This window comes from Pseudomonas sp. WS 5010 (genome assembly GCF_012985565.1).
GTDB lineage: Bacteria > Pseudomonadota > Gammaproteobacteria > Pseudomonadales > Pseudomonadaceae > Aquipseudomonas.
Window position 1 is genome coordinate 62,346 of sequence record NZ_JAAQWQ010000011.1, and the last position, 18,279, is coordinate 80,624.

18 protein-coding genes are annotated in these 18,279 nt (G+C 60.5%); 14 read left to right on the forward strand and 4 right to left on the reverse strand.

What is annotated here, in order from left to right; genetic code table 11:
• Positions 1-282: 282 nt before the first annotated feature.
• Positions 283-1,455: a pyridoxal phosphate-dependent aminotransferase gene (locus HBO11_RS26740; RefSeq protein ID WP_169955064.1), complete on the forward strand. Its 1,173-nt coding sequence runs from the start codon at positions 283-285 to the stop codon at positions 1,453-1,455.
• Positions 1,455-2,168, forward strand: a complete 714-nt coding sequence (sfsA, locus tag HBO11_RS26745; protein ID WP_169955063.1) for a DNA/RNA nuclease SfsA — start codon at positions 1,455-1,457, stop codon at positions 2,166-2,168. Before HBO11_RS26740 ends, sfsA begins: the two co-directional genes overlap by 1 nt.
• Here sfsA and HBO11_RS26750 read toward each other — a convergent pair.
• Positions 2,165-2,482, reverse strand: coding sequence for a Rieske (2Fe-2S) protein (locus HBO11_RS26750; protein ID WP_169955062.1), 318 nt, complete (start codon positions 2,480-2,482; stop codon positions 2,165-2,167). The genes sfsA and HBO11_RS26750 overlap by 4 nt on opposite strands.
• Before the next feature lie 172 nt (positions 2,483-2,654).
• Here HBO11_RS26750 and HBO11_RS26755 point away from each other — a divergent pair, with 172 nt between their 5' ends.
• Genes HBO11_RS26755 through HBO11_RS26765 form a run of 3 tightly spaced genes read left to right on the forward strand, consistent with a single transcriptional unit; the run spans position 2,655 to position 5,334 of the window.
• Positions 2,655-3,533: an ABC transporter substrate-binding protein gene (locus tag HBO11_RS26755; RefSeq protein WP_169955061.1), complete on the forward strand. Its 879-nt coding sequence runs from the start codon at positions 2,655-2,657 to the stop codon at positions 3,531-3,533.
• 50 nt (positions 3,534-3,583) lie between these two features.
• Positions 3,584-4,567, forward strand: coding sequence for an iron ABC transporter permease (locus HBO11_RS26760; protein WP_169955148.1), 984 nt, complete (start codon positions 3,584-3,586; stop codon positions 4,565-4,567).
• Positions 4,567-5,334 carry a heme ABC transporter ATP-binding protein gene (locus HBO11_RS26765; protein WP_169955060.1) on the forward strand — a complete coding sequence of 256 codons (768 nt, stop codon included), beginning with the start codon at positions 4,567-4,569 and terminating at the stop codon, positions 5,332-5,334. Before HBO11_RS26760 ends, HBO11_RS26765 begins: the two co-directional genes overlap by 1 nt.
• Before the next feature lie 322 nt (positions 5,335-5,656).
• Here HBO11_RS26765 and HBO11_RS26770 read toward each other — a convergent pair whose 3' ends face one another.
• From HBO11_RS26770 to HBO11_RS26780, 3 genes are all read right to left on the reverse strand, one after another.
• Positions 5,657-5,929, reverse strand: coding sequence for a TfoX/Sxy family protein (locus HBO11_RS26770; protein WP_169955059.1), 273 nt, complete (start codon positions 5,927-5,929; stop codon positions 5,657-5,659).
• A gap of 201 nt (positions 5,930-6,130) precedes the next feature.
• Positions 6,131-6,475, reverse strand: coding sequence for a pentapeptide repeat-containing protein (locus HBO11_RS26775; RefSeq protein ID WP_169955058.1), 345 nt, complete (start codon positions 6,473-6,475; stop codon positions 6,131-6,133).
• Positions 6,476-6,566: 91 nt separating this feature from the next.
• Positions 6,567-8,123, reverse strand: coding sequence for a bifunctional aminoglycoside phosphotransferase/ATP-binding protein (locus HBO11_RS26780; RefSeq protein WP_169955057.1), 1,557 nt, complete (start codon positions 8,121-8,123; stop codon positions 6,567-6,569).
• A gap of 117 nt (positions 8,124-8,240) precedes the next feature.
• Between HBO11_RS26780 and mrcB the strand changes: the two genes are divergently transcribed.
• From mrcB to msrQ, 9 genes are all read left to right on the forward strand, one after another.
• A complete protein-coding gene (gene mrcB, locus HBO11_RS26785) occupies positions 8,241-10,571 on the forward strand; it encodes a penicillin-binding protein 1B (protein WP_169955056.1) in 2,331 nt (776 codons plus the stop codon).
• 16 nt (positions 10,572-10,587) lie between these two features.
• The gene (locus HBO11_RS26790) at positions 10,588-11,319 is read left to right on the forward strand and encodes a tetratricopeptide repeat protein (protein WP_057440150.1); all 732 of its coding nucleotides are present in this window, start codon (positions 10,588-10,590) and stop codon (positions 11,317-11,319) included.
• The gene (locus HBO11_RS26795; protein WP_169955055.1) at positions 11,319-11,648 is read left to right on the forward strand and encodes a YqcC family protein; all 330 of its coding nucleotides are present in this window, start codon (positions 11,319-11,321) and stop codon (positions 11,646-11,648) included. Before HBO11_RS26790 ends, HBO11_RS26795 begins: the two co-directional genes overlap by 1 nt.
• Positions 11,649-12,079: 431 nt before the next feature.
• Positions 12,080-13,804: an acetolactate synthase 3 large subunit gene (locus tag HBO11_RS26800; protein WP_169955054.1), complete on the forward strand. Its 1,725-nt coding sequence runs from the start codon at positions 12,080-12,082 to the stop codon at positions 13,802-13,804.
• Between the two features lie 2 nt (positions 13,805-13,806).
• Positions 13,807-14,298: an acetolactate synthase small subunit gene (gene ilvN, locus HBO11_RS26805; protein ID WP_003176102.1), complete on the forward strand. Its 492-nt coding sequence runs from the start codon at positions 13,807-13,809 to the stop codon at positions 14,296-14,298.
• A gap of 46 nt (positions 14,299-14,344) precedes the next feature.
• A complete protein-coding gene (gene ilvC, locus HBO11_RS26810; protein WP_003176099.1) occupies positions 14,345-15,361 on the forward strand; it encodes a ketol-acid reductoisomerase in 1,017 nt (338 codons plus the stop codon).
• 142 nt (positions 15,362-15,503) lie between these two features.
• Entirely contained in the window at positions 15,504-16,361 is an 858-nt protein-coding gene (pssA, locus tag HBO11_RS26815; RefSeq protein ID WP_029298897.1) for a CDP-diacylglycerol--serine O-phosphatidyltransferase, read from the forward strand.
• Between the two features lie 63 nt (positions 16,362-16,424).
• Complete coding sequence (gene msrP, locus HBO11_RS26820) at positions 16,425-17,438, forward strand: protein-methionine-sulfoxide reductase catalytic subunit MsrP (RefSeq protein WP_169955053.1); 1,014 nt, start codon at positions 16,425-16,427, stop codon at positions 17,436-17,438.
• Entirely contained in the window at positions 17,438-18,058 is a 621-nt protein-coding gene (msrQ, locus tag HBO11_RS26825; RefSeq protein WP_169955052.1) for a protein-methionine-sulfoxide reductase heme-binding subunit MsrQ, read from the forward strand. The genes msrP and msrQ overlap by 1 nt, the downstream gene beginning before the upstream one ends.
• The last annotated feature ends 221 nt before the right edge of the window (positions 18,059-18,279 follow it).

Genomic DNA, 18,279 nt, shown 5'->3' on the forward strand with positions numbered 1-18,279 from the left:
GGATTGCAACATCACCGACACCTGCCGGCCCTGCGGCTGCAAGCGGGCGAACTTACCAGATAGATTCGGGGTGCGCCACTCCCGGTTGTCGAGGCCCGTCGCGCCGGGGTTGCAAACTGCTGCGACCCGCCGTGGCCGGGCATACACCGTCTGGAATGATGATTTTAGTCTTTTTGCAGGCGCTTGCCCGGCTCATCACGCCAGCCGGGCAGGCAATAGAACATGTTTTACCTCGCGGGTTCGGTAGAATCCCGATTTTGTCCTCATTGTTAAGGAAGGCTAATGGCTCAGCCCTACAGTGCTCGCAGTCGTGCTATCGAACCTTTTCATGTCATGGCGTTGCTGGCGCGGGCCAATGAGCTGCAGGCCGCTGGCCATGATGTGATTCACCTGGAGATCGGCGAGCCGGACTTCACCACCGCCGAGCCGATCATCCAGGCCGGCCAGGCCGCACTGGCCAACGGCAAGACCCGCTACACCGCCGCCCGTGGCCTGCCGGAACTGCGCGAGGCCATCAGTGGTTTCTACCAGCAGCGTTATGGCTTGAGCATCGACCCCGAACGCATCCTGATCACACCGGGCGGCTCCGGGGCCTTGCTCCTGGCCAGCAGCCTGCTGGTGGATCCCGGCAAACATTGGTTGCTCGCGGACCCAGGCTACCCCTGTAACCGGCATTTCCTACGGTTGGTGGAGGGTGCGGCGCAACTGGTGCCGGTCGGCCCCGAGGTGCGTTACCAACTGACCGCCGACCTGGTGGAGCGCTATTGGGACCAGGACAGCGTGGGGGCGTTGGTCGCCTCGCCGGCCAACCCGACCGGGACCATTCTGACCCGTGATGAACTGGCCGGCTTGTCCGGGGCGATCAAGGCCCGCAATGGCCATCTGGTGGTGGATGAGATCTATCACGGCCTGACCTATGGCACTGACGCGGCCAGCGTCCTGGAAGTGGATGACGAGGCGTTTGTCCTAAACAGTTTTTCAAAGTATTTCGGCATGACCGGTTGGCGCCTCGGCTGGCTGGTGGCGCCCCCCGCTGCGGTGGGTGAGCTGGAGAAGCTGGCGCAAAACCTGTACATCAGCGCACCGAGCATGGCCCAGCATGCGGCATTGGCCTGTTTTACCCCGCAGACCCTGGAGATCCTTGAAGAACGACGGGCCGAGTTCGGGCGCCGGCGTGACTTTTTGCTGCCGGCCCTGCGTGAGCTGGGGTTCGGTATCGCAGTCGAGCCTGAGGGGGCGTTTTACCTGTATGCCGATATCAGCGCCTTTGGTGGCGATGCCTTCGCGTTTTGCCGGCACTTTCTTGAAACCGAGCACGTGGCATTCACGCCAGGGTTGGATTTCGGTCGCTTCAAGGCGGGTCATCATGTGCGTTTTGCCTACACACAAAACCTCGATCGCCTACAGGAAGCAGTGGAACGCATTGCCCGTGGCTTGCGGAGCTGGCAAGGCTGATGCGCTTTCATCCTCCCCTCGAAGAAGGTCGGCTGATTCGCCGCTACAAGCGTTTTCTGGCCGATATCGAAACCGTTACCGGCGAGTTGCTGACCATTCACTGCCCCAACACCGGCTCAATGTTCAACTGCATGATCGAGGGCGGGCCGGTCTGGTTCAGCCGCTCCAACGACCCCAAGCGCAAGCTGCCGGGCACCTGGGAGATCGCGCAGACCCCACAGGGCCGTCTGGCGTGCGTCAATACTGCGCGAGCCAACCCGTTGGTTGAAGAGGCGCTGAATGCCGGGGTGATCACTGAGCTCAACGGCTTTACCGCGTTAAAGCGTGAAGTGCCCTACGGCCAGGAGAAAAGCCGGATCGACTTTCGCCTGGACTACTCCGACGGCGCGGCCTATGTCGAAGTCAAAAGTGTCACCCTGGGGTTTGACGGCACGCCTATCGCGGCGTTTCCCGATGCAGTGACCCAGCGTGGTGCCAAGCATTTACGGGAGTTGGCGCACTTGGCCCGTAACGGTGTACGAGCCGTGCAGTTGTACTGTGTGAATGTGTCCGGCATCGATGGCGTAAGGCCGGCCGAGGAGATCGATCCCGGGTATGCCGCTGCACTGCGTGAAGCCAAGTCCGCTGGGGTGCAGGTCCTGGCCTATGGCGTGAATGTCAGTGCACAGGAAATCTGCATTGATCGCCCTTTGCCCGTGCTGCTCAACGACTAGAGTTGCACCCACAGCCCCTGTGCGTCTTCGCGGCCGGGCAGAGGCGTCAGGCTTTGGCCTGCGCAGGGGCCGGCCACGCATTCGCCGCTTTCTATCAGAAATAACGCGCCGTGGGTGGCGCATTGGATCATGCTCGCGCTGGGGTCGAGAAACCGGTCAGGTTGCCATTCCAGTGGTACGCCGCGATGGGGGCAGCGGTTGATATAGAAATACACTCGGCCTTCGCGGCGCACGGCCAATAACTTGCGGCCATCGATATCGAAGCCGCGGCTGCTGTCTGGGGCCAGTTCGTGGGAGGAGCACAGAAACTTCATAGGTGTTCTCAGGTGGCGCGGGTCAAGGGCTGTGGCGCAATCCGGGGTTTACGGGTGAGCCCGGTGCTTGACGTTCAAATGCAAACAATTATCAAATGCTGGCTTCGCCCGTCAGCTGACTGCGTGCTCAGTACGATGCCAGACGGCCTCACCCTTGGAAGGAAACCCTTTTATGCGCCTGAGTGCCAGCGCTATTGCGCTTGTTGTCGGACTGCTGGTCAACCACGTGGCGCAAGCTGCTGAGCTGCCTCAACGCTGGGTCAGCGCCGGGGGCGCGTTGTCGGAGTGGGTGACGGCCCTGGGCGGAGAGTCGAAGCTGGTGGGCGTCGATACTACCAGCCAGCATCCGCAGTCGCTCAAGGCGCTGCCCAGTATCGGTTACCAGCGCCAGCTGTCCGCCGAAGGGATCTTGAGCCTGCGCCCGCAGATCCTGGTGGGCACCGAGGAAATGGGGCCACCACCGGTGCTGGCGCAGATTCGCAATGCCGGGGTGCAAGTGGAACTGTTCTCCGCGCAGCCGGACCTGCCGACCCTGCAAGGCAACCTGCAGCACCTGGGCAAGCTGCTGGGAGCTGAAGACAAGGCCGCGGCACTGTTCAATGCTTATCAACAGCAACTAAACCTGCAAAAAGCGGCCGTGACCCAGGCGCAAGCCCGGCAAAAGGCCCCTGGCGTGCTGCTGGTGCTCGGGCATGCCGGTGGCAAGCCGCTGATCGCCGGCAAGGACACCGCCGCCGACTGGGTGCTGCAACAGGCCGGCGGGCACAATCTGGCGACGCACAGCGGCTATAAGCCGTTTTCGGTTGAGTCGCTGGCGGGGTTGAGCCCTGAAGTGCTGGTGTTCTCTGACCGCGCCCTGAGTGGCGAGGCGGCCCGTGCGGCCTTGTTCAAGGAAAACCCGATTCTGGCGAACACCTCGGCGGCCAAGACCGGCCGGGTGTTTGAGTTGGATCCCACCTTGTTGGTCGGCGGCCTGGGCCCACGCTTGCCGGCCAGCCTGCAAATCCTGTCCGCCGGGTTCTATCCCGTTAAAGCCCAAGCCGCCCCATGACCACTCTGGTTAAACCGCGCACCCTGTTTATCGGCTTGAGCCTGTTGTGTGTGTTGGCGACCTGGCTGTCCCTGGCCCTGGGGCCGGTCAGCCTGCCGTTGCTCGACACTCTGCGCGCTGCCTTGCGCCTGCTTGGCGTGCCTATCGAGGCCCAGGGCCTGGAGCAGGCTGAGCTGATTCTGGGGCAGATCCGTTTGCCGCGCACTTTGCTGGGGCTGGCGGTTGGCGGGGTGCTGGCGCTGTCGGGGGTGGCCATGCAGGGGCTGTTTCGCAACCCGTTGGCCGACCCTGGGTTGGTCGGTGTGTCCAGTGGCGCTGCGCTGGGGGCGGCGGTGGCCATCGTCGGCGGCGCGGCCTTTGGTGGCCTGCCGGACGCCGTGGCGCCGTATCTGCTGTCGCTGTGTGCATTTCTGGGTGGCTTGGGCGTGACCGCGCTGGTCTATCGTCTGGGGCGGCGCGACGGGCAGACCAATGTCGCAACCATGTTGTTGGCCGGTATCGCCCTGACCGCGCTGGCGGCCTCGGCGGTGGGCCTGTTCACCTACCTGGCCGATGACGCTACCTTGCGCACCCTGACGTTCTGGAACCTTGGCAGCCTGAACGGTGCCAGCTACTCGCGACTGTGGCCATTGCTGCTGGTCAGTGCCGGTGTGGCGCTGTGGCTGCCGCGCCGGGCCAAGGCGCTCAATGCCTTGCTACTGGGAGAATCGGAAGCCAGTCACCTGGGGATCAATGTCGAGGGGCTCAAGCGCGAGCTGGTGTTTTGCACGGCGCTCGGGGTTGGCGCGGCGGTCGCCGCTGCGGGGCTGATCGGTTTTGTCGGGCTGGTGGTGCCACATCTGGTGCGGCTGCTGGCGGGGCCGGATCATCGTGTGCTCCTGCCGGCCTCGGTGCTGGCGGGCGCGAGCCTGTTGTTATTCGCCGACCTGGTGGCCCGCCTGGCCCTGGCGCCGGCGGAGTTGCCCATTGGTATTGTTACTGCCTTTATCGGTGCTCCGTTTTTTCTATACCTGCTGTTGCGAGGACGCGCCTGATGCTGCGAGTGGACAACCTGCAGATCCGTCGCGGTCGCAAAACCGTGTTGGCCGACGTGACCCTGGACTTGAAACCCGGTGAAGTTCTGGGTGTGCTCGGCCCCAATGGCGCCGGTAAAAGCACGTTGCTGGGCGCGTTGTGTGCGCAATTGCATCCGGATGAAGGGCAGGTTTGGCTGGACGACCGCGAGCTCAAGGATTGGCAGGGCGCGCAACGGGCGCAGCGCCTGGCGGTGCTGCCCCAGGTGTCGACCCTGGATTTCGCGTTTCGCGTCGAGGAAGTGGTGGGCATGGGGCGCTTGCCCCATCAGACCGGGCGGGTGCGCGACGATGAAATCATCGAAGCCGCCTTGCAGGCCGCCGACGTGGGCCACCTGAGCGGACGCAGCTACCTGGCGTTATCCGGCGGCGAGCGCCAGCGCGTGCACCTGGCGCGGGTGCTGGCGCAACTCTGGCCGGGCGAGGGGGGGCAGACCCTATTGCTGGACGAGCCGACCTCGATGCTCGACCCATTGCACCAGCACACCACCTTGCAGGCCATCCGCAGCTTTGCCGACCGTGGCGCGGCCGTGCTGGTGATTCTTCATGACCTCAATCTGGCGGCGCGCTACTGCGATCGCATCCTGCTGCTGGAGAACGGTCGTCCCCACGCCCTGGACACACCGGCGCAGGTGTTACGACCGGAGTTGCTCAAGGCGGTGTTCGGCCTGGATGTACTGGTGCAGCCCCATCCTGAGCTGGGTCATCCCTTGATCATCGCCCGCTGAACCCTATCCGTGTAGGAGCCGGCTTGCCGGCGATAGCGGTGTATCAAGACCCAGCACCTTCGCCGGCAAGCCTGCTACAGGGTGATATAAAACCCAGGCAAAAAAAGACCCGGCAAGAGCCGGGTCAAATAACCGTGATTAGCCTGATGAGGAGATAATCTGAGAGTCCGAACCAATGGTCTTTCAGTTATCGGCTGATCTCGCGACCAGTTGTGATAATCATAACGATTCTCATTTGAGAGTCAACACTTGTTTTTGCACCCATGGGGATTTTTCTCAAACGTTTGTTTGGAGCCCCGCAAACATTGGGTTATCACCTGTTTCAGTTCTTGTTCCGTATCGACAGCGCTTCCAGTTGGCGATTCAAGGCCTCCTTGCGCTCGGTTGGAATATCGTTCCAATGCACATCCATCAATGCGCCTTCGATGGCATACAGCAGGACTTTGGATGCCCGGAAACCACGGGTGCGTACCGCCCGGTAGGCGTCCACCGCGCCCAGGCGACGCAGGTCCGAAGCGCTATGGATGCCCACCGCATGCAGCCATTGCGCCGAGGTCTTGCCAAGGTTTTTCAGGTGTTGCAGCTCATCATTCATCAAGCCTCCTTGCGACGGCCGAATGGTTCGGTGGGTATCGTGACCAGGCAAGCCTGAAAGGAGTGTAGCGCTCAGTAGGAAAAGCGTAGTTCTTTGCTCAGAAACGACGTAAACGCTTCTAAGGCTGGCGCTGGAATCTTGACGGTGACAGGCGCAGGCCCCCAGCTCGCGTTGCGCTCAGCTGGGGATAAAGGTGTTCGGTCAGCGGGTGCGATAGCGCAGGCGCGTGCCGAAATTGACCGACATTAGGATCTCGTCAGCGCTCAGTTCGGCTGGGAAGTAAGTGCCCGAGATCTGCGCATGGGCCAGGCTGGCGCCTTCCAGCGGGCAGCCCCGCAGGTCCAGGCCACGCAAGTCGGCCGAGCGGAAGTAGGCGTCGGTAAAGTCCACGCCCTCGGCGTCCAGGTGGCGCAGGTCCAGACCACGGAAGTCGCCGCCGCGCATATCAATCGGGCCATCCTTGGGGCGTTCCTGATTGAAACCCCGGATGTCATCTTTATGCAGCAGCGCGTAGAGCGGTGTATCAAGCAGCTTCGGCTGGCCCATGGCGGCAACTCCTGTTGGACTTATAATGCCATTATAGTGCCACTATTTGCGGCCGTGAGCTGTTAACCGCATCACGGCCGTGAAATATTTCCTACAGCCCTGGCAGGCGCTGGCGGACGTGGGCAACCAGCGCGTCCAGCGTCCCGCTTTCATTGGTCTCGACCCGCTTGCTCAGTAGCAGTTCTTCGGCGCTCAGGGGATCGCGGCTGGCTTGTTGCTGCTCAATGACTGCCAGGGTAGCGTCAGACGGATCGTTTTTATCTGCCTGACGTTTCGCCAGCCAACTGGCGATAACGGCCTGCGGTGCATTGCAATCGAGGATCAGGAAGGGCGCGCCGGTGGCTTCTGCGACTTTGGCGGCAGCTTCTCGTTGCTCGCGCTTGAGGTAGGTCGCGTCCAGGACTACCGGGAAGCCTGCGCGCAGTACGGTTTCGGCGAGGGTATGCAGGCGGGCGTAGGTTGCCGCGCTGGCGTCCGAGGCATAGATCCCGGCTTGGAGGGTGTTCTCGACCTGTTGCTCGCCAAACAGGCGCTTGCGTTCTACATCGGAGCGCAGGCGAATGGCGCCGAGCGCGTCCACCAGGCGCATCGCCACATGGCTTTTGCCGGTCGCCGATACGCCATGGGTAATCGCCAGGAAGCGCGAGGGGATGGTGCTGTAACTTTCGGCCAGGTTGGCGTAGTTGCGGTACTGGCGCAGGGTGGTTGCGCGCTCGACCGGTGTTGCCTCGGGCGGCATGCTGAACAGCGCGATCTTTGCCCGCACCAGCGCGCGGTAGGCTTTATAGAAGTTCAGCAGCTCCAGGCTCTGGTAATCGCCGGTCAGCTCCAGGTATTGGCTGATAAAGCGCCTGGCCAGGGTCTTGAGGCCACGGTCTTCCAGGTCCATCGCCAGAAAGCCGGTGTCGGCGCACACGTCGGTGAAGCGGAACGGTTCGTTGAACTCGATGCAGTCGAAGATCACCACGTGATCGTCGATCATGGTTGCGTTGCCCAGGTGAATATCGCCGTGGCACTCGCGGGTAAAGCCATTGAGCTTGCGTTGCTCCAGCAGGGGCTTGAGGCGTTCGAAGCTGCTCTCGGCCCAGGCTTGCAGTGCGTCCAGTTGGGCCAGGTCGGCTTTGTCGCTAAGGAACGGACGGATCTGCTCGAAGTTCTGCCGCACCGGCGCCATCACCTCGTCGGGGGTGCCGGCGGGATGGGCCTCGGGAACCTTGGGGGCGTTGAGGTGGAAGTGCGCAATCTGGCTGGCCATCTCATCGATGTGGCCGTTGGTCAGCTCGCCATTGGCCTGCAAGGTACTCAGCAGTTGGCTTTGCGGGAACTGGCGCATTTTCAGCACATATTCGATGGCCGGGCCTTCGCCGCCCAGTTGCGGTGCTTCAGCGCTGCCGGTGATCGGCAACACTTCAAGATACAAATCTTGTGTCAGGCGTTGGTTGAGGCGCAGTTCCTCGTTGCAGAAGTGGGCGCGGGCGTCCAGTTGGGTGAAGTCGAGGAAGCCGAAGTTCACCGGTTTCTTGATCTTGTAGGCATAGGGACCGGTGAGCAGGACCCAGGAAATATGGGTTTCGATGACTTGAAACGCTTCGACCGGATGAGGAAACAGGGCCGGGTTTTGCAGGGCGGCAATCAGGGGCTGGCTCACAGGCGATCCTTCGGAGTCTGGGAAAATAATGGAGCGCATTATGGCCGCTCAGGTCGGTCATGCAAACCGCCGTCCGGTTCATGTTGATCATCAATAAAATGCGTATAATCCGCCGCCATGACTCGTACCCGATCTCCCCGTTCCCGTAAAAAACCTCCTCCCCGCAGCCTGCGCCCCTGGCTAGGCTGGGCGCTCAAGCTCGGCCTGGTGGGCCTGGTGGTGACCGCAGGCATCGCGGTATACCTCGATGCCGTGGTCCAGGAGAAGTTCTCTGGCAAGCGCTGGACCATCCCGGCGAAGGTCTACGCTCGCCCGCTGGAGCTGTTTACCGGCCAGAAACTGAGCAAGGAAGATTTCCTTACCGAACTCGATGCGCTGGGCTATCGGCGCGAAGCCGTGGCCAACGGCCCGGGTGCGGCGGCGGTCAGCGGCAATACCGTGGACCTGAATACCCGGGGCTTCCAGTTCTATGAAGGCCTGGAAAAGGCGCAACCGGTGCGCGTGCGCTTCTCCGGGGATTACGTGGCCGAGCTTTCTGCACTCAATGGCGGCAAGTTGCCAGTGGTGCGTCTTGAGCCGTTGCTGATCGGCGGGATTTACCCCAAGAACCTTGAAGATCGCATCCTGATCAAAATTGATCAGGTGCCGCCGTATCTGCTGGAAACCCTGGTTGCGGTCGAAGACCGGGATTTCTACAGCCACTGGGGCGTCTCGCCCAAGTCCATCGCTCGCGCCATCTGGGTCAACACCTCGGGTGGCCGCATGACTCAGGGCGGCAGTACGCTGACGCAACAATTGGTCAAGAATTTCTACCTGACCAGTGAGCGCAGCCTGACCCGCAAACTCACCGAAGCCATGATGGCGATGTTGCTGGAGCTGCACTACAGCAAGCCGGAGATCCTGGAGGCCTACCTCAACGAGGTGTTCGTCGGCCAGGATGGCCAGCGCGCGGTGCACGGCTTTGGCCTGGCCAGCCAGTTCTTCTTCGGCCAGCCGTTGTCCGAGCTCAAGTTGCACCAGGTGGCGTTGCTGGTAGGTATGGTCAAGGGGCCGTCCTATTACAATCCGCGCCGCAACCCGGAGCGGGCCCTGGAGCGCCGCAACCTGGTCCTCGACGTGCTGGAGCAGCAGGGCGTAGCCACCGCAGAACAGGTCGCGGCCGCGAAGAAGATGCCTTTGGGCGTCACCACCCGTGGCAAGTTGGCCGACAGTTCCTTCCCCGGCTTTATCGACCTGGTCAAGCGCCAGTTGCGCGAAGACTATCGCGACGAGGACTTGACCGAAGAAGGTCTGCGGATCTTCACCAGTTTCGACCCGATCCTGCAGATGAAGGCCGAAGCCTCGGTCAGCGATACCTTCAAGCGCCTGGCCGGGCGCAAGGGCTCGGACGAAGTCGAAGCGGCCATGGTGGTGACCAACCCGGAAACCGGTGAAGTCCAGGCCATGATCGGCAGCCGCCAGGCCAGCTTCGCCGGCTTCAACCGTGCCCTGGATGCCGTGCGGCCGATTGGCTCGCTGATCAAGCCGGCGGTGTACCTCACTGCACTGGAAAAGCCGAGCAAGTACACCCTGACCAGCTGGCTCTCCGACGAAGCGTTTTCGGTCAAGGGCGCCGATGGCCAGGTGTGGAAGCCGCAGAACTATGATCGTCGCTCCCACGGCACGGTGTTCCTGTACCAGGGCCTGGCGCACTCCTACAACCTGTCCACGGCGCGGCTTGGCCTGGAGCTGGGTGTGCCGAATGTGCTCAAGACCCTTGCACGACTGGGTGTAAGCCGCGAGTTCCCGGCGTTCCCGTCGATGTTGCTGGGCGCAGGTGGCTTGAGCCCGATGGAAGTGGCGACCATGTACCAGACCCTGGCCAACGGTGGTTTCAATACGCCGATGCGCGGGATCCGCAGTGTCCTCACGGCGGAAGGCGAGCCGCTCAAGCGCTACCCGTTCCAGATCGAGCAGCGTTTTGATCCGGCCTCCATCTACCTGATCCAGAACGCCATGCAACGGGTCATGCGCGAAGGGACCGGGCGTTCGGTGTACAGCTCGCTGCCGGGTAACCTGACGCTGGCCGGCAAGACCGGTACCAGTAACGACTCCCGTGACAGTTGGTTCGCCGGTTTCAGCCAGGACCTGCTCGCGGTGGTGTGGCTGGGGCGCGATGACAACGGCAAGACACCGTTCACCGGCGCGACCGGCGCCTTGCAGGTCTGGACCAGCTTTATGCGCAAGGCCGACCCGCTGCCACTGAACATGCCGCAACCCGACAATATCGTGCAGGCCTGGATCGACCCCCATACCGGGCAGGGCTCCGATGCCAACTGTCCGGGCGCGGTGCAGATGCCGTATATTCGCGGCAGTGAACCGCCAGCCGGCGCTCCATGTGGCACAGGTGTGCCCACGGATGCGGATGCGGATTCGGTGATGGATTGGGTCAAGGGCTGGATGAATTAAGCAAAGAGGATTTCAAGTGAACAAGTGGTTGATTCCGGCTATTACAACGTTAGCTTTGCTCAGCGGTTGCTCCAGCGTGCAGCGCGGCTCCATCCCGGTGGTGGATTCCGGCACGGCCGTATCCAACAATGACCGGATCTCGGCCAATGGCGGCTTTCGCCAGACCGTGACTACCCGTCCAAACCCTGCCACGACCCAGGCGGTACCGCAGGATTCCGGCGTAGTGGTGATGGTCCCGGGTGGGGGCGCCACCACATCTGCACCCATCAGCTCCGCACCATGGACGCCGGGGCCGATCACCCCTGGCCCGTCGAACTCGGCGCCGATTGATACCGCGCCGATCAACCAGGGCACCTACAACATGCCGTCGACCCCGAGCGGGATTCCCTCGGCCAATGCCGGCGGCCTGTCTGCCGACGAGCAGTTGGACGGCCCGGTCCTGGCCTTGCTCACCACTGCGCAGCAACAGCAGGCCGGTGGCGACTTGAACGGCGCATCGTCCAGCCTTGAGCGCGCCCAGCGGGTCGCGCCGCGTGAACCGCAGGTGCTCTACCGCCTGGCGCAAGTGCGCATGGCCCAGGGGGATGCGCCACAAGCTGAACAGTTCGCCCGTCGTGGCTTGACCATGGCCAATGGTCGTCCTGACCTGCAGGCCAGTCTGTGGGCCCTGATTGGCGACGCGCGCGCTGCGCAAGGTGATGCTGCCGGTGCTGCCCAGGCTCGGCAAAAGGCCAAGGTCAGTCTCTGATGGATTCTCGTTTTCCGGCGATTGCCGAACAGCTGTTGCTGATTGAGCGCGAATTGCGCCTGGCGGGCTGGTGGGATGAGGTGTCTCCCGATGCAGAGGCGCTGAGCAGCGTCGAGCCGTTTTCTGTGGATACCCTGGATTTTCATCAGTGGCTGCAGTGGATCTTCCTGGCGCGGATGAAACAGATCCTCGAACAGAACCTGCCGTTACCTAATGCGTCGGGCATCCTGGAGATGGCCGAGATGGTCTACGCCGACCGTCCCCAACAAAGCCTCGGCCTACGCTCTGCGCTGAAAAAGTTCGACCAACTGATCGTCGGCGCTCGTTAATTGCCTGACTGCCGGGTTTTCCGGCAGTCTTGCGCACATTTCTACCGCTTGACGACATTCAGGCGAGTTTTATCCCTCCTCAAAGCCCTTTCTTCTACGTTCTCATGCGCTTAGTTGGAAAAAAGCGCAATTATTGCTTGACTTGAAGGGGCTGAAACAGAAGAATCCAAAGTCCGCTGTATCGGGACTGCCAGAAGCAGGCCCGCTCAGCAGATCATGAGGCGCACATCCGCGCCGACCTGTTACACCCGCAACGCGTTACCTCGCGCTGGGTGGGAAAAGCCCGCAACACTTGGGACGATCCCAATACTTGCTCAGTCAGTGCTGACGTAGTCGGCGACCACCGTCGCTCATGCTCTGTTGAGAAGTAAACCTATTAAGACCCGTCGGTTTTCAACGGACGGTATTCTGGCGTTTTAGAGGTGAACAACGTGGAGCTTTTATCTGGCGGTGAGATGCTCGTCCGCTTTTTGCGTGACGAAGGCGTCGACTATATCTACGGGTACCCAGGTGGTGCTCTGCTGCATGTCTACGACGCACTGTTCAAGGAACCGGCTGTCAACCACATCCTGGTTCGCCACGAACAGGCCGCGACCCATATGGCTGACGGTTATGCCCGTGCCACCGGTAAAGCCGGCGTGGTGCTGGTAACGTCAGGCCCTGGCGCAACCAATGCCATTACTGGCATCGCGACTGCGTATATGGACTCTATTCCGATGGTGATCATTTCCGGCCAGGTGGCGAGCACCATGGTGGGCACTGATGCATTCCAGGAAACCGACATGATCGGTATCTCCCGGCCGATCGTGAAACACAGCTTCATGATCAAGCATGCCTCGGAAATCCCGGAAGTCATGAAGAAGGCGTTCTACCTCGCGCAATCCGGTCGCCCGGGTCCAGTGGTGGTCGATATCCCGAAAGACATGACCAACCCGGCGGAAAAGTTCGAATACATCTTCCCGAAGAAAGCCAAGCTGCGTTCCTACAGCCCGGCCGTGCGTGGGCACTCGGGGCAAATCCGCAAGGCAGCAGAAATGCTCCTGGCGGCCAAGCGCCCAGTGCTTTACTCGGGTGGCGGCGTGATCCTGGGCGGCGGTTCCGCACCGTTGACCGAATTGGCCAAGATGCTCAACCTGCCGGTGACCAACACCTTGATGGGCCTCGGTGCCTTCCCGGGTTCGGACCGTCAGTTCGTCGGCATGCTCGGCATGCACGGCAGCTACACGGCCAACCTGACCATGCACCACGCCGACGTGATCCTGGCCGTGGGCGCGCGGTTCGATGACCGGGTGATCAACGGCGCGAGCAAGTTCTGCCCGAATGCCAAGATCATCCACATCGACATCGACCCGGCGTCCATCTCCAAGACCATCAAGGCCGATGTGCCGATTGTAGGTCCCGTGGAGAGCGTGTTGACCGAAATGGTCGCTGCGCTCAAGGACATTGGCGAGACGCCGAACAAGGAGTCCGTTGCCAGTTGGTGGAAGCAGATCGACGAATGGCGCGGTGACCGCGGCCTGTTCCCTTACGACAAAGGCGACGGCAGCATCATCAAGCCACAAACCGTGATCGAAACCCTGTGCGAAGTGACCAAGGGCGACGCCTTTGTGACCTCCGACGTGGGCCAGCACCAGATGTTCGCCGCGCAGTACTACAAGTTCGACAAGCCTAACCGCTGGATCAACTCCGGTGGCCTGGGCACGATGGGCTTTGGTTTCCCTGCGGCCATGGGTGTGAAGCTGAGCTTCCCGGATGTCGACGTGGCTTGTGTCACCGGTGAAGGCAGCATCCAGATGAACATCCAGGAGCTGTCGACCTGCCTGCAATATGGCCTGCCGGTGAAGATCGTCTGCCTGAACAACGGTGTGTTGGGCATGGTTCGCCAATGGCAGGACATGAGCTACAACAGTCGTCACTCCCATTCCTACATGGAATCGTTGCCTGACTTCGTCAAGTTGGTTGAAGCCTATGGCCATGTCGGCATGCGCATCACCGATCTGAAGGATCTCAAGCCGAAGATGGAAGAGGCGTTCGCCATGAAGGATCGCCTGGTGTTCATCGACATTCAGGTCGACACCAGCGAGCACGTCTACCCGATGCAGATCAAAGACGGCTCAATGCGCGATATGTGGCTGAACAAGACGGAGCGAACCTAATCATGCGGCACATTATCTCCCTGCTTCTGGAGAACGAACCGGGCGCTCTGTCTCGTGTGGTCGGCCTGTTTTCGCAGCGCAACTACAACATCGAAAGCCTGACCGTGGCCCCGACCGAAGACCCGACCCTGTCGCGCCTGACGTTGACCACCGTAGGCCATGATGAGGTGATCGAGCAGATCACCAAGAACCTCAACAAGCTGATCGAAGTGGTCAAGCTGGTCGATTTGTCGGAAAGCGCCCACATCGAGCGTGAGCTGATGCTGGTCAAGGTCAAGGCCACGGGTGCCCAACGTGCCGAGATCAAGCGTACTACCGATATTTATCGTGGGCAGATCGTCGATGTGAGCGCCAGCGTTTATACCGTTCAACTGACCGGTACCAGCGACAAACTGGACAGCTTCATCCAGTCGATCGGGACGGCCTCGATTCTGGAAACCGTACGCAGTGGTGTCACCGGGATTGCCCGTGGCGACAAAGTACTCAGCATCTAACCCAATTAGCGAATGGCCTTAAGGCCTGGATATATAGAGGAACCTCATGAAAGTTTATTACGATAAAGATTGTGACCTGTCGATCATCCAGGGCAAGAAAGTCGCCATCATCGGCTACGGCTCCCAGGGTCACGCACAAGCTTGCAACCTGAAAGATTCCGGCGTTGACGTGACCGTTGGCCTGCGCAAAGGCTCGGCCACTGTTGCCAAGGCAGAAGCCCATGGCCTGAAAGTGACTGACGTTGCTTCCGCTGTTGCGGCTGCCGACCTGGTCATGATCCTGACCCCGGACGAGTTCCAATCCGCGCTGTACAAGAACGAAATCGAGCCGAACATCAAGAAAGGCGCCACCCTGGCCTTCTCCCACGGCTTCGCGATTCACTACAACCAAGTTGTGCCACGTGCTGACCTGGACGTGATCATGATCGCGCCGAAAGCACCGGGCCACACCGTGCGTTCCGAGTTCGTCAAAGGCGGCGGTATTCCTGACCTGATCGCGATCTACCAGGACGCCTCGGGCAACGCCAAGAACGTTGCACTGTCCTACGCTGCTGGCGTCGGTGGCGGTCGTACCGGCATCATCGAAACCACCTTCAAGGACGAGACCGAAACCGACCTGTTCGGCGAACAAGCCGTTCTGTGCGGCGGTACCGTTGAACTGGTCAAAGCCGGTTTCGAAACCCTGGTTGAAGCTGGCTACGCGCCGGAAATGGCCTACTTCGAGTGCCTGCACGAGCTGAAGCTGATCGTTGACCTCATGTACGAAGGCGGTATCGCCAACATGAACTACTCGATCTCCAACAACGCCGAGTACGGCGAGTACGTGACCGGCCCGGAAGTCATCAACGCCGAATCCCGTCAGGCCATGCGCAACGCCCTGAAACGTATTCAGGACGGCGAATACGCCAAAATGTTCATCAGCGAAGGTGCTACCGGCTACCCTTCGATGACCGCCAAGCGTCGTAACAACGCCGCTCACGGTATCGAAGTCATCGGCGAGCAACTGCGCTCCATGATGCCGTGGATCGGTGCCAACAAGATCGTCGACAAAGCCAAGAACTAAGTCGCACGTGTCTACGGAAAACGCGGCCTAGGCCGCGTTTTTTCGTTTGAGGGCTGGTTCTGGTATAAAGCTGCATCGTTTGCGGGCGAAACTCGCCGCAAGTGTCTATCGATTTTTTTCACACCGTTGCAAGGTAAAGTCCATGAGCGAACGTCCCGAAGAGCCAAACCAGGCCTCTGACGCCGAAAGCCTGCTACCGATCGATGAGCATGTCGAAGAAGGGCATGACGCGGAAGGCCGCAAGGTCCGGCATCGTGGCATCTATCTTCTGCCCAACCTGTTCACCACGGCGAACCTGTTTGCCGGTTTCTACTCCATCATCAATTCCATGAGTGCCCAGAGCGCGCTGGCAGCAGGTGATGCGGCGAGTGCCAGCAAGTACTTCGGTTTTGCTGCCATCGCGATCTTCGTGGCCATGGTCCTCGATGGCCTTGATGGGCGCGTGGCGCGCATGACCAATACCCAGAGCGCCTTCGGTGCCGAGTACGACTCGCTGTCGGACATGGTGGCCTTTGGTGTCGCACCTGCGTTGCTGGCGTTTGCCTGGGCCCTGGGTGACATGGGCAAGGTTGGCTGGATGGTGGCCTTCATCTATGTCGCGGGCGCTGCGTTGCGCCTGGCACGCTTCAATACCCAGGTGGGCACTGCCGACAAGCGTTACTTCATCGGTCTTGCCAGTCCTGCGGCGGCGGGTGTGGTGGCCGGTATTGTCTGGGCGTTCAGTGACTATGGCATCCAGGGTTCGAAGATGTCGTTCCTGGTGGCCTTGATGGTTGCGGCGGCCGGTATGCTGATGGTCAGCAACATCAAGTACAACAGCTTCAAGGAATTCGACCTGAAGGGGCGTGTGCCTTTCGTGGCGATTCTGGTGGTGGTACTGGTGTTCGCGGTGGTCTTCAGTGATCCGCCGCGGATCCTGCTGCTGGCGTTCCTGGTATATGCGGCTTCGGGTCCGGTTCAGTACCTGTTGCATCTGCGCCGGGACAAAACATTGCCTTAATGTAATTTCCCCCATACTCCGCAGTCTATTGGTGCATCAGTTCTCCAATGCTGCGGAGTTGCCATGTTAATCAAGTTGCCCAAAGCGTCCGATTGTCACGAATCGGACGTCACCCCAGAATCCCTCTATTTCTCCCGCCGCAGTCTGCTCGGTGGCGCGCTTGCCGGTATTGCTGCCAGCAGCCTGCCGCGTTGGGTGAGTGCGGCTGACACTGCGCGTTATGCCGATGTCGAGCCAGGCAAGGCTCCCGGCTGGTTCGCCGAGAAACTTCCTGGCACGCAATGGCAGGCGGTGGCGGTCAAAGACGAGGCCATCACGCCGTTCAAGGATGCGACCCATTACAACAACTTCTATGAGTTCGGCACGGACAAGGGCGATCCGGCGGCGAATGCCGGCTCGCTCAAGACCGAGCCATGGAGTGTCGTGATTGATGGTGAAGTCGCAAAACCAGGGCGTTACGCCCTGGAAGACTTCATGAAGCCCTATCAGTTGGAAGAGCGGATCTACCGTCTACGCTGTGTCGAGGCGTGGTCGATGGTCATTCCATGGATCGGCTTTCCCATATCGGCCTTGCTTAAACAGGTCGAGCCCACTTCCAAGGCCAAATACATCCGCTTTGAAACCCTGCAGGATCCCAAGAGCATGCCGGGCCAGCGCTCAAGTTTTGGCCTGATCGATTGGCCTTATATAGAAGGACTGCGCCTGGATGAAGCGATGAATCCTTTGGCGATCCTGGCTGTGGGCATGTATGGGCGGGAATTGCCCAACCAGAATGGCGCGCCGCTGCGTTTGGTGGTGCCGTGGAAGTATGGCTTCAAGAGCGTGAAATCTATCGTGCGGATCAGCCTGGTGAGCGAGCAACCGAAAACTACCTGGCAGAGCATTGCGGCGGATGAGTATGGGTTTTATGCGAATGTGAACCCCACCGTCGATCACCCGCGCTGGACCCAGGCCCGGGAGCGGCGCCTGCCCAGTGGCTTGTTCAGCCCGAATGTACGCGAGACGCAGATGTTCAATGGCTACTCGGATGAGGTCGCTTCTCTTTATACCGGCCTTGATCTGCGGAAGAACTACTGATGCGCTACCCCATCTGGCGCCTTGGCGTCTTTATAGCTGCGGCGGTGTGGCCGTTGTACTGGTTGTATGAGGCGTGGAGTCTCACCTTGGGGCCTGATCCCGGAAAAGTGCTGGTTGATCGGTTGGGACTGGGAACGCTGATCCTGTTGCTGGTTACGTTGGGAATGACGCCACTGCAAAAATTGAGCGGTTGGGCAGGGTGGATCGCTGTGCGCCGGCAGTTGGGGTTGTGGTGCTTTGCGTATGTGGTTTTGCACCTCGCCGCTTATTGCGTATTTATCCTGGGGCTGGACTGGTCGCAACTGGGCGTTGAGCTGCGCAAGCGGCCCTACATTATTGTGGGGGCGTTGGGTTTTATGTGCTTGTTGGTGTTGGCGGTGACATCCAATCGCTATAGCCAGCGTCGGCTGGGCGCCCGTTGGAAGAAGCTGCATCGCCTGGTGTATGTGATTTTGGGGCTTGGTTTGCTGCATATGCTGTGGATCGTGCGTGCCGATCTGAAGGAGTGGGCTATCTATGCCTCTATAGGGGTGCTGCTTTTGCTCTTGCGGATTCCGCCTGTGATGCGCCGTATCCCTCGCCTTATTGCCAAAAAAGCACCTTCTGCAACAAAAGCGTAATTAACGCTTGACCGCAGATCCTGGAAGTCTATAATTCGCCCCACTTCCGGCGCAGTCGAAACGGAAAACTCCTTGGTAAACAAAGAGTTATGTAGTTTTCGGCAGTAGGTTGCTTCAGTTCATCGAAGCCAAAAGGAAGTTGAAAAAGAGGTGTTGACAGCAGCGTGTAACGCTGTAGAATTCGCCTCCCGCTGACGAGAGATCGAAAGCGCAAGTGGTTG

Excerpts from the sequence above, each read along its gene's own strand:
- HBO11_RS26765 (WP_169955060.1), top strand. The coding sequence starts at position 4,567 with ATGCTGCGAGTGGACAACCTGCAGATCCGTCGCGGTCGCAAAACCGTG.
- msrP (WP_169955053.1), top strand. The coding sequence starts at position 16,425 with ATGTTAATCAAGTTGCCCAAAGCGTCCGATTGTCACGAATCGGACGTC.
- pssA (WP_029298897.1), top strand. The coding sequence starts at position 15,504 with ATGAGCGAACGTCCCGAAGAGCCAAACCAGGCCTCTGACGCCGAAAGC.
- HBO11_RS26740 (WP_169955064.1), top strand. The coding sequence starts at position 283 with ATGGCTCAGCCCTACAGTGCTCGCAGTCGTGCTATCGAACCTTTTCAT.
- ilvC (WP_003176099.1), top strand. The coding sequence starts at position 14,345 with ATGAAAGTTTATTACGATAAAGATTGTGACCTGTCGATCATCCAGGGC.
- HBO11_RS26750 (WP_169955062.1), bottom strand. The coding sequence starts at position 2,482 with ATGAAGTTTCTGTGCTCCTCCCACGAACTGGCCCCAGACAGCAGCCGC.
- ilvN (WP_003176102.1), top strand. The coding sequence starts at position 13,807 with ATGCGGCACATTATCTCCCTGCTTCTGGAGAACGAACCGGGCGCTCTG.
- mrcB (WP_169955056.1), top strand. The coding sequence starts at position 8,241 with ATGACTCGTACCCGATCTCCCCGTTCCCGTAAAAAACCTCCTCCCCGC.
- sfsA (WP_169955063.1), top strand. The coding sequence starts at position 1,455 with ATGCGCTTTCATCCTCCCCTCGAAGAAGGTCGGCTGATTCGCCGCTAC.
- HBO11_RS26770 (WP_169955059.1), bottom strand. The coding sequence starts at position 5,929 with ATGAATGATGAGCTGCAACACCTGAAAAACCTTGGCAAGACCTCGGCG.
- msrQ (WP_169955052.1), top strand. The coding sequence starts at position 17,438 with ATGCGCTACCCCATCTGGCGCCTTGGCGTCTTTATAGCTGCGGCGGTG.
- HBO11_RS26755 (WP_169955061.1), top strand. The coding sequence starts at position 2,655 with ATGCGCCTGAGTGCCAGCGCTATTGCGCTTGTTGTCGGACTGCTGGTC.
- HBO11_RS26795 (WP_169955055.1), top strand. The coding sequence starts at position 11,319 with ATGGATTCTCGTTTTCCGGCGATTGCCGAACAGCTGTTGCTGATTGAG.
- HBO11_RS26775 (WP_169955058.1), bottom strand. The coding sequence starts at position 6,475 with ATGGGCCAGCCGAAGCTGCTTGATACACCGCTCTACGCGCTGCTGCAT.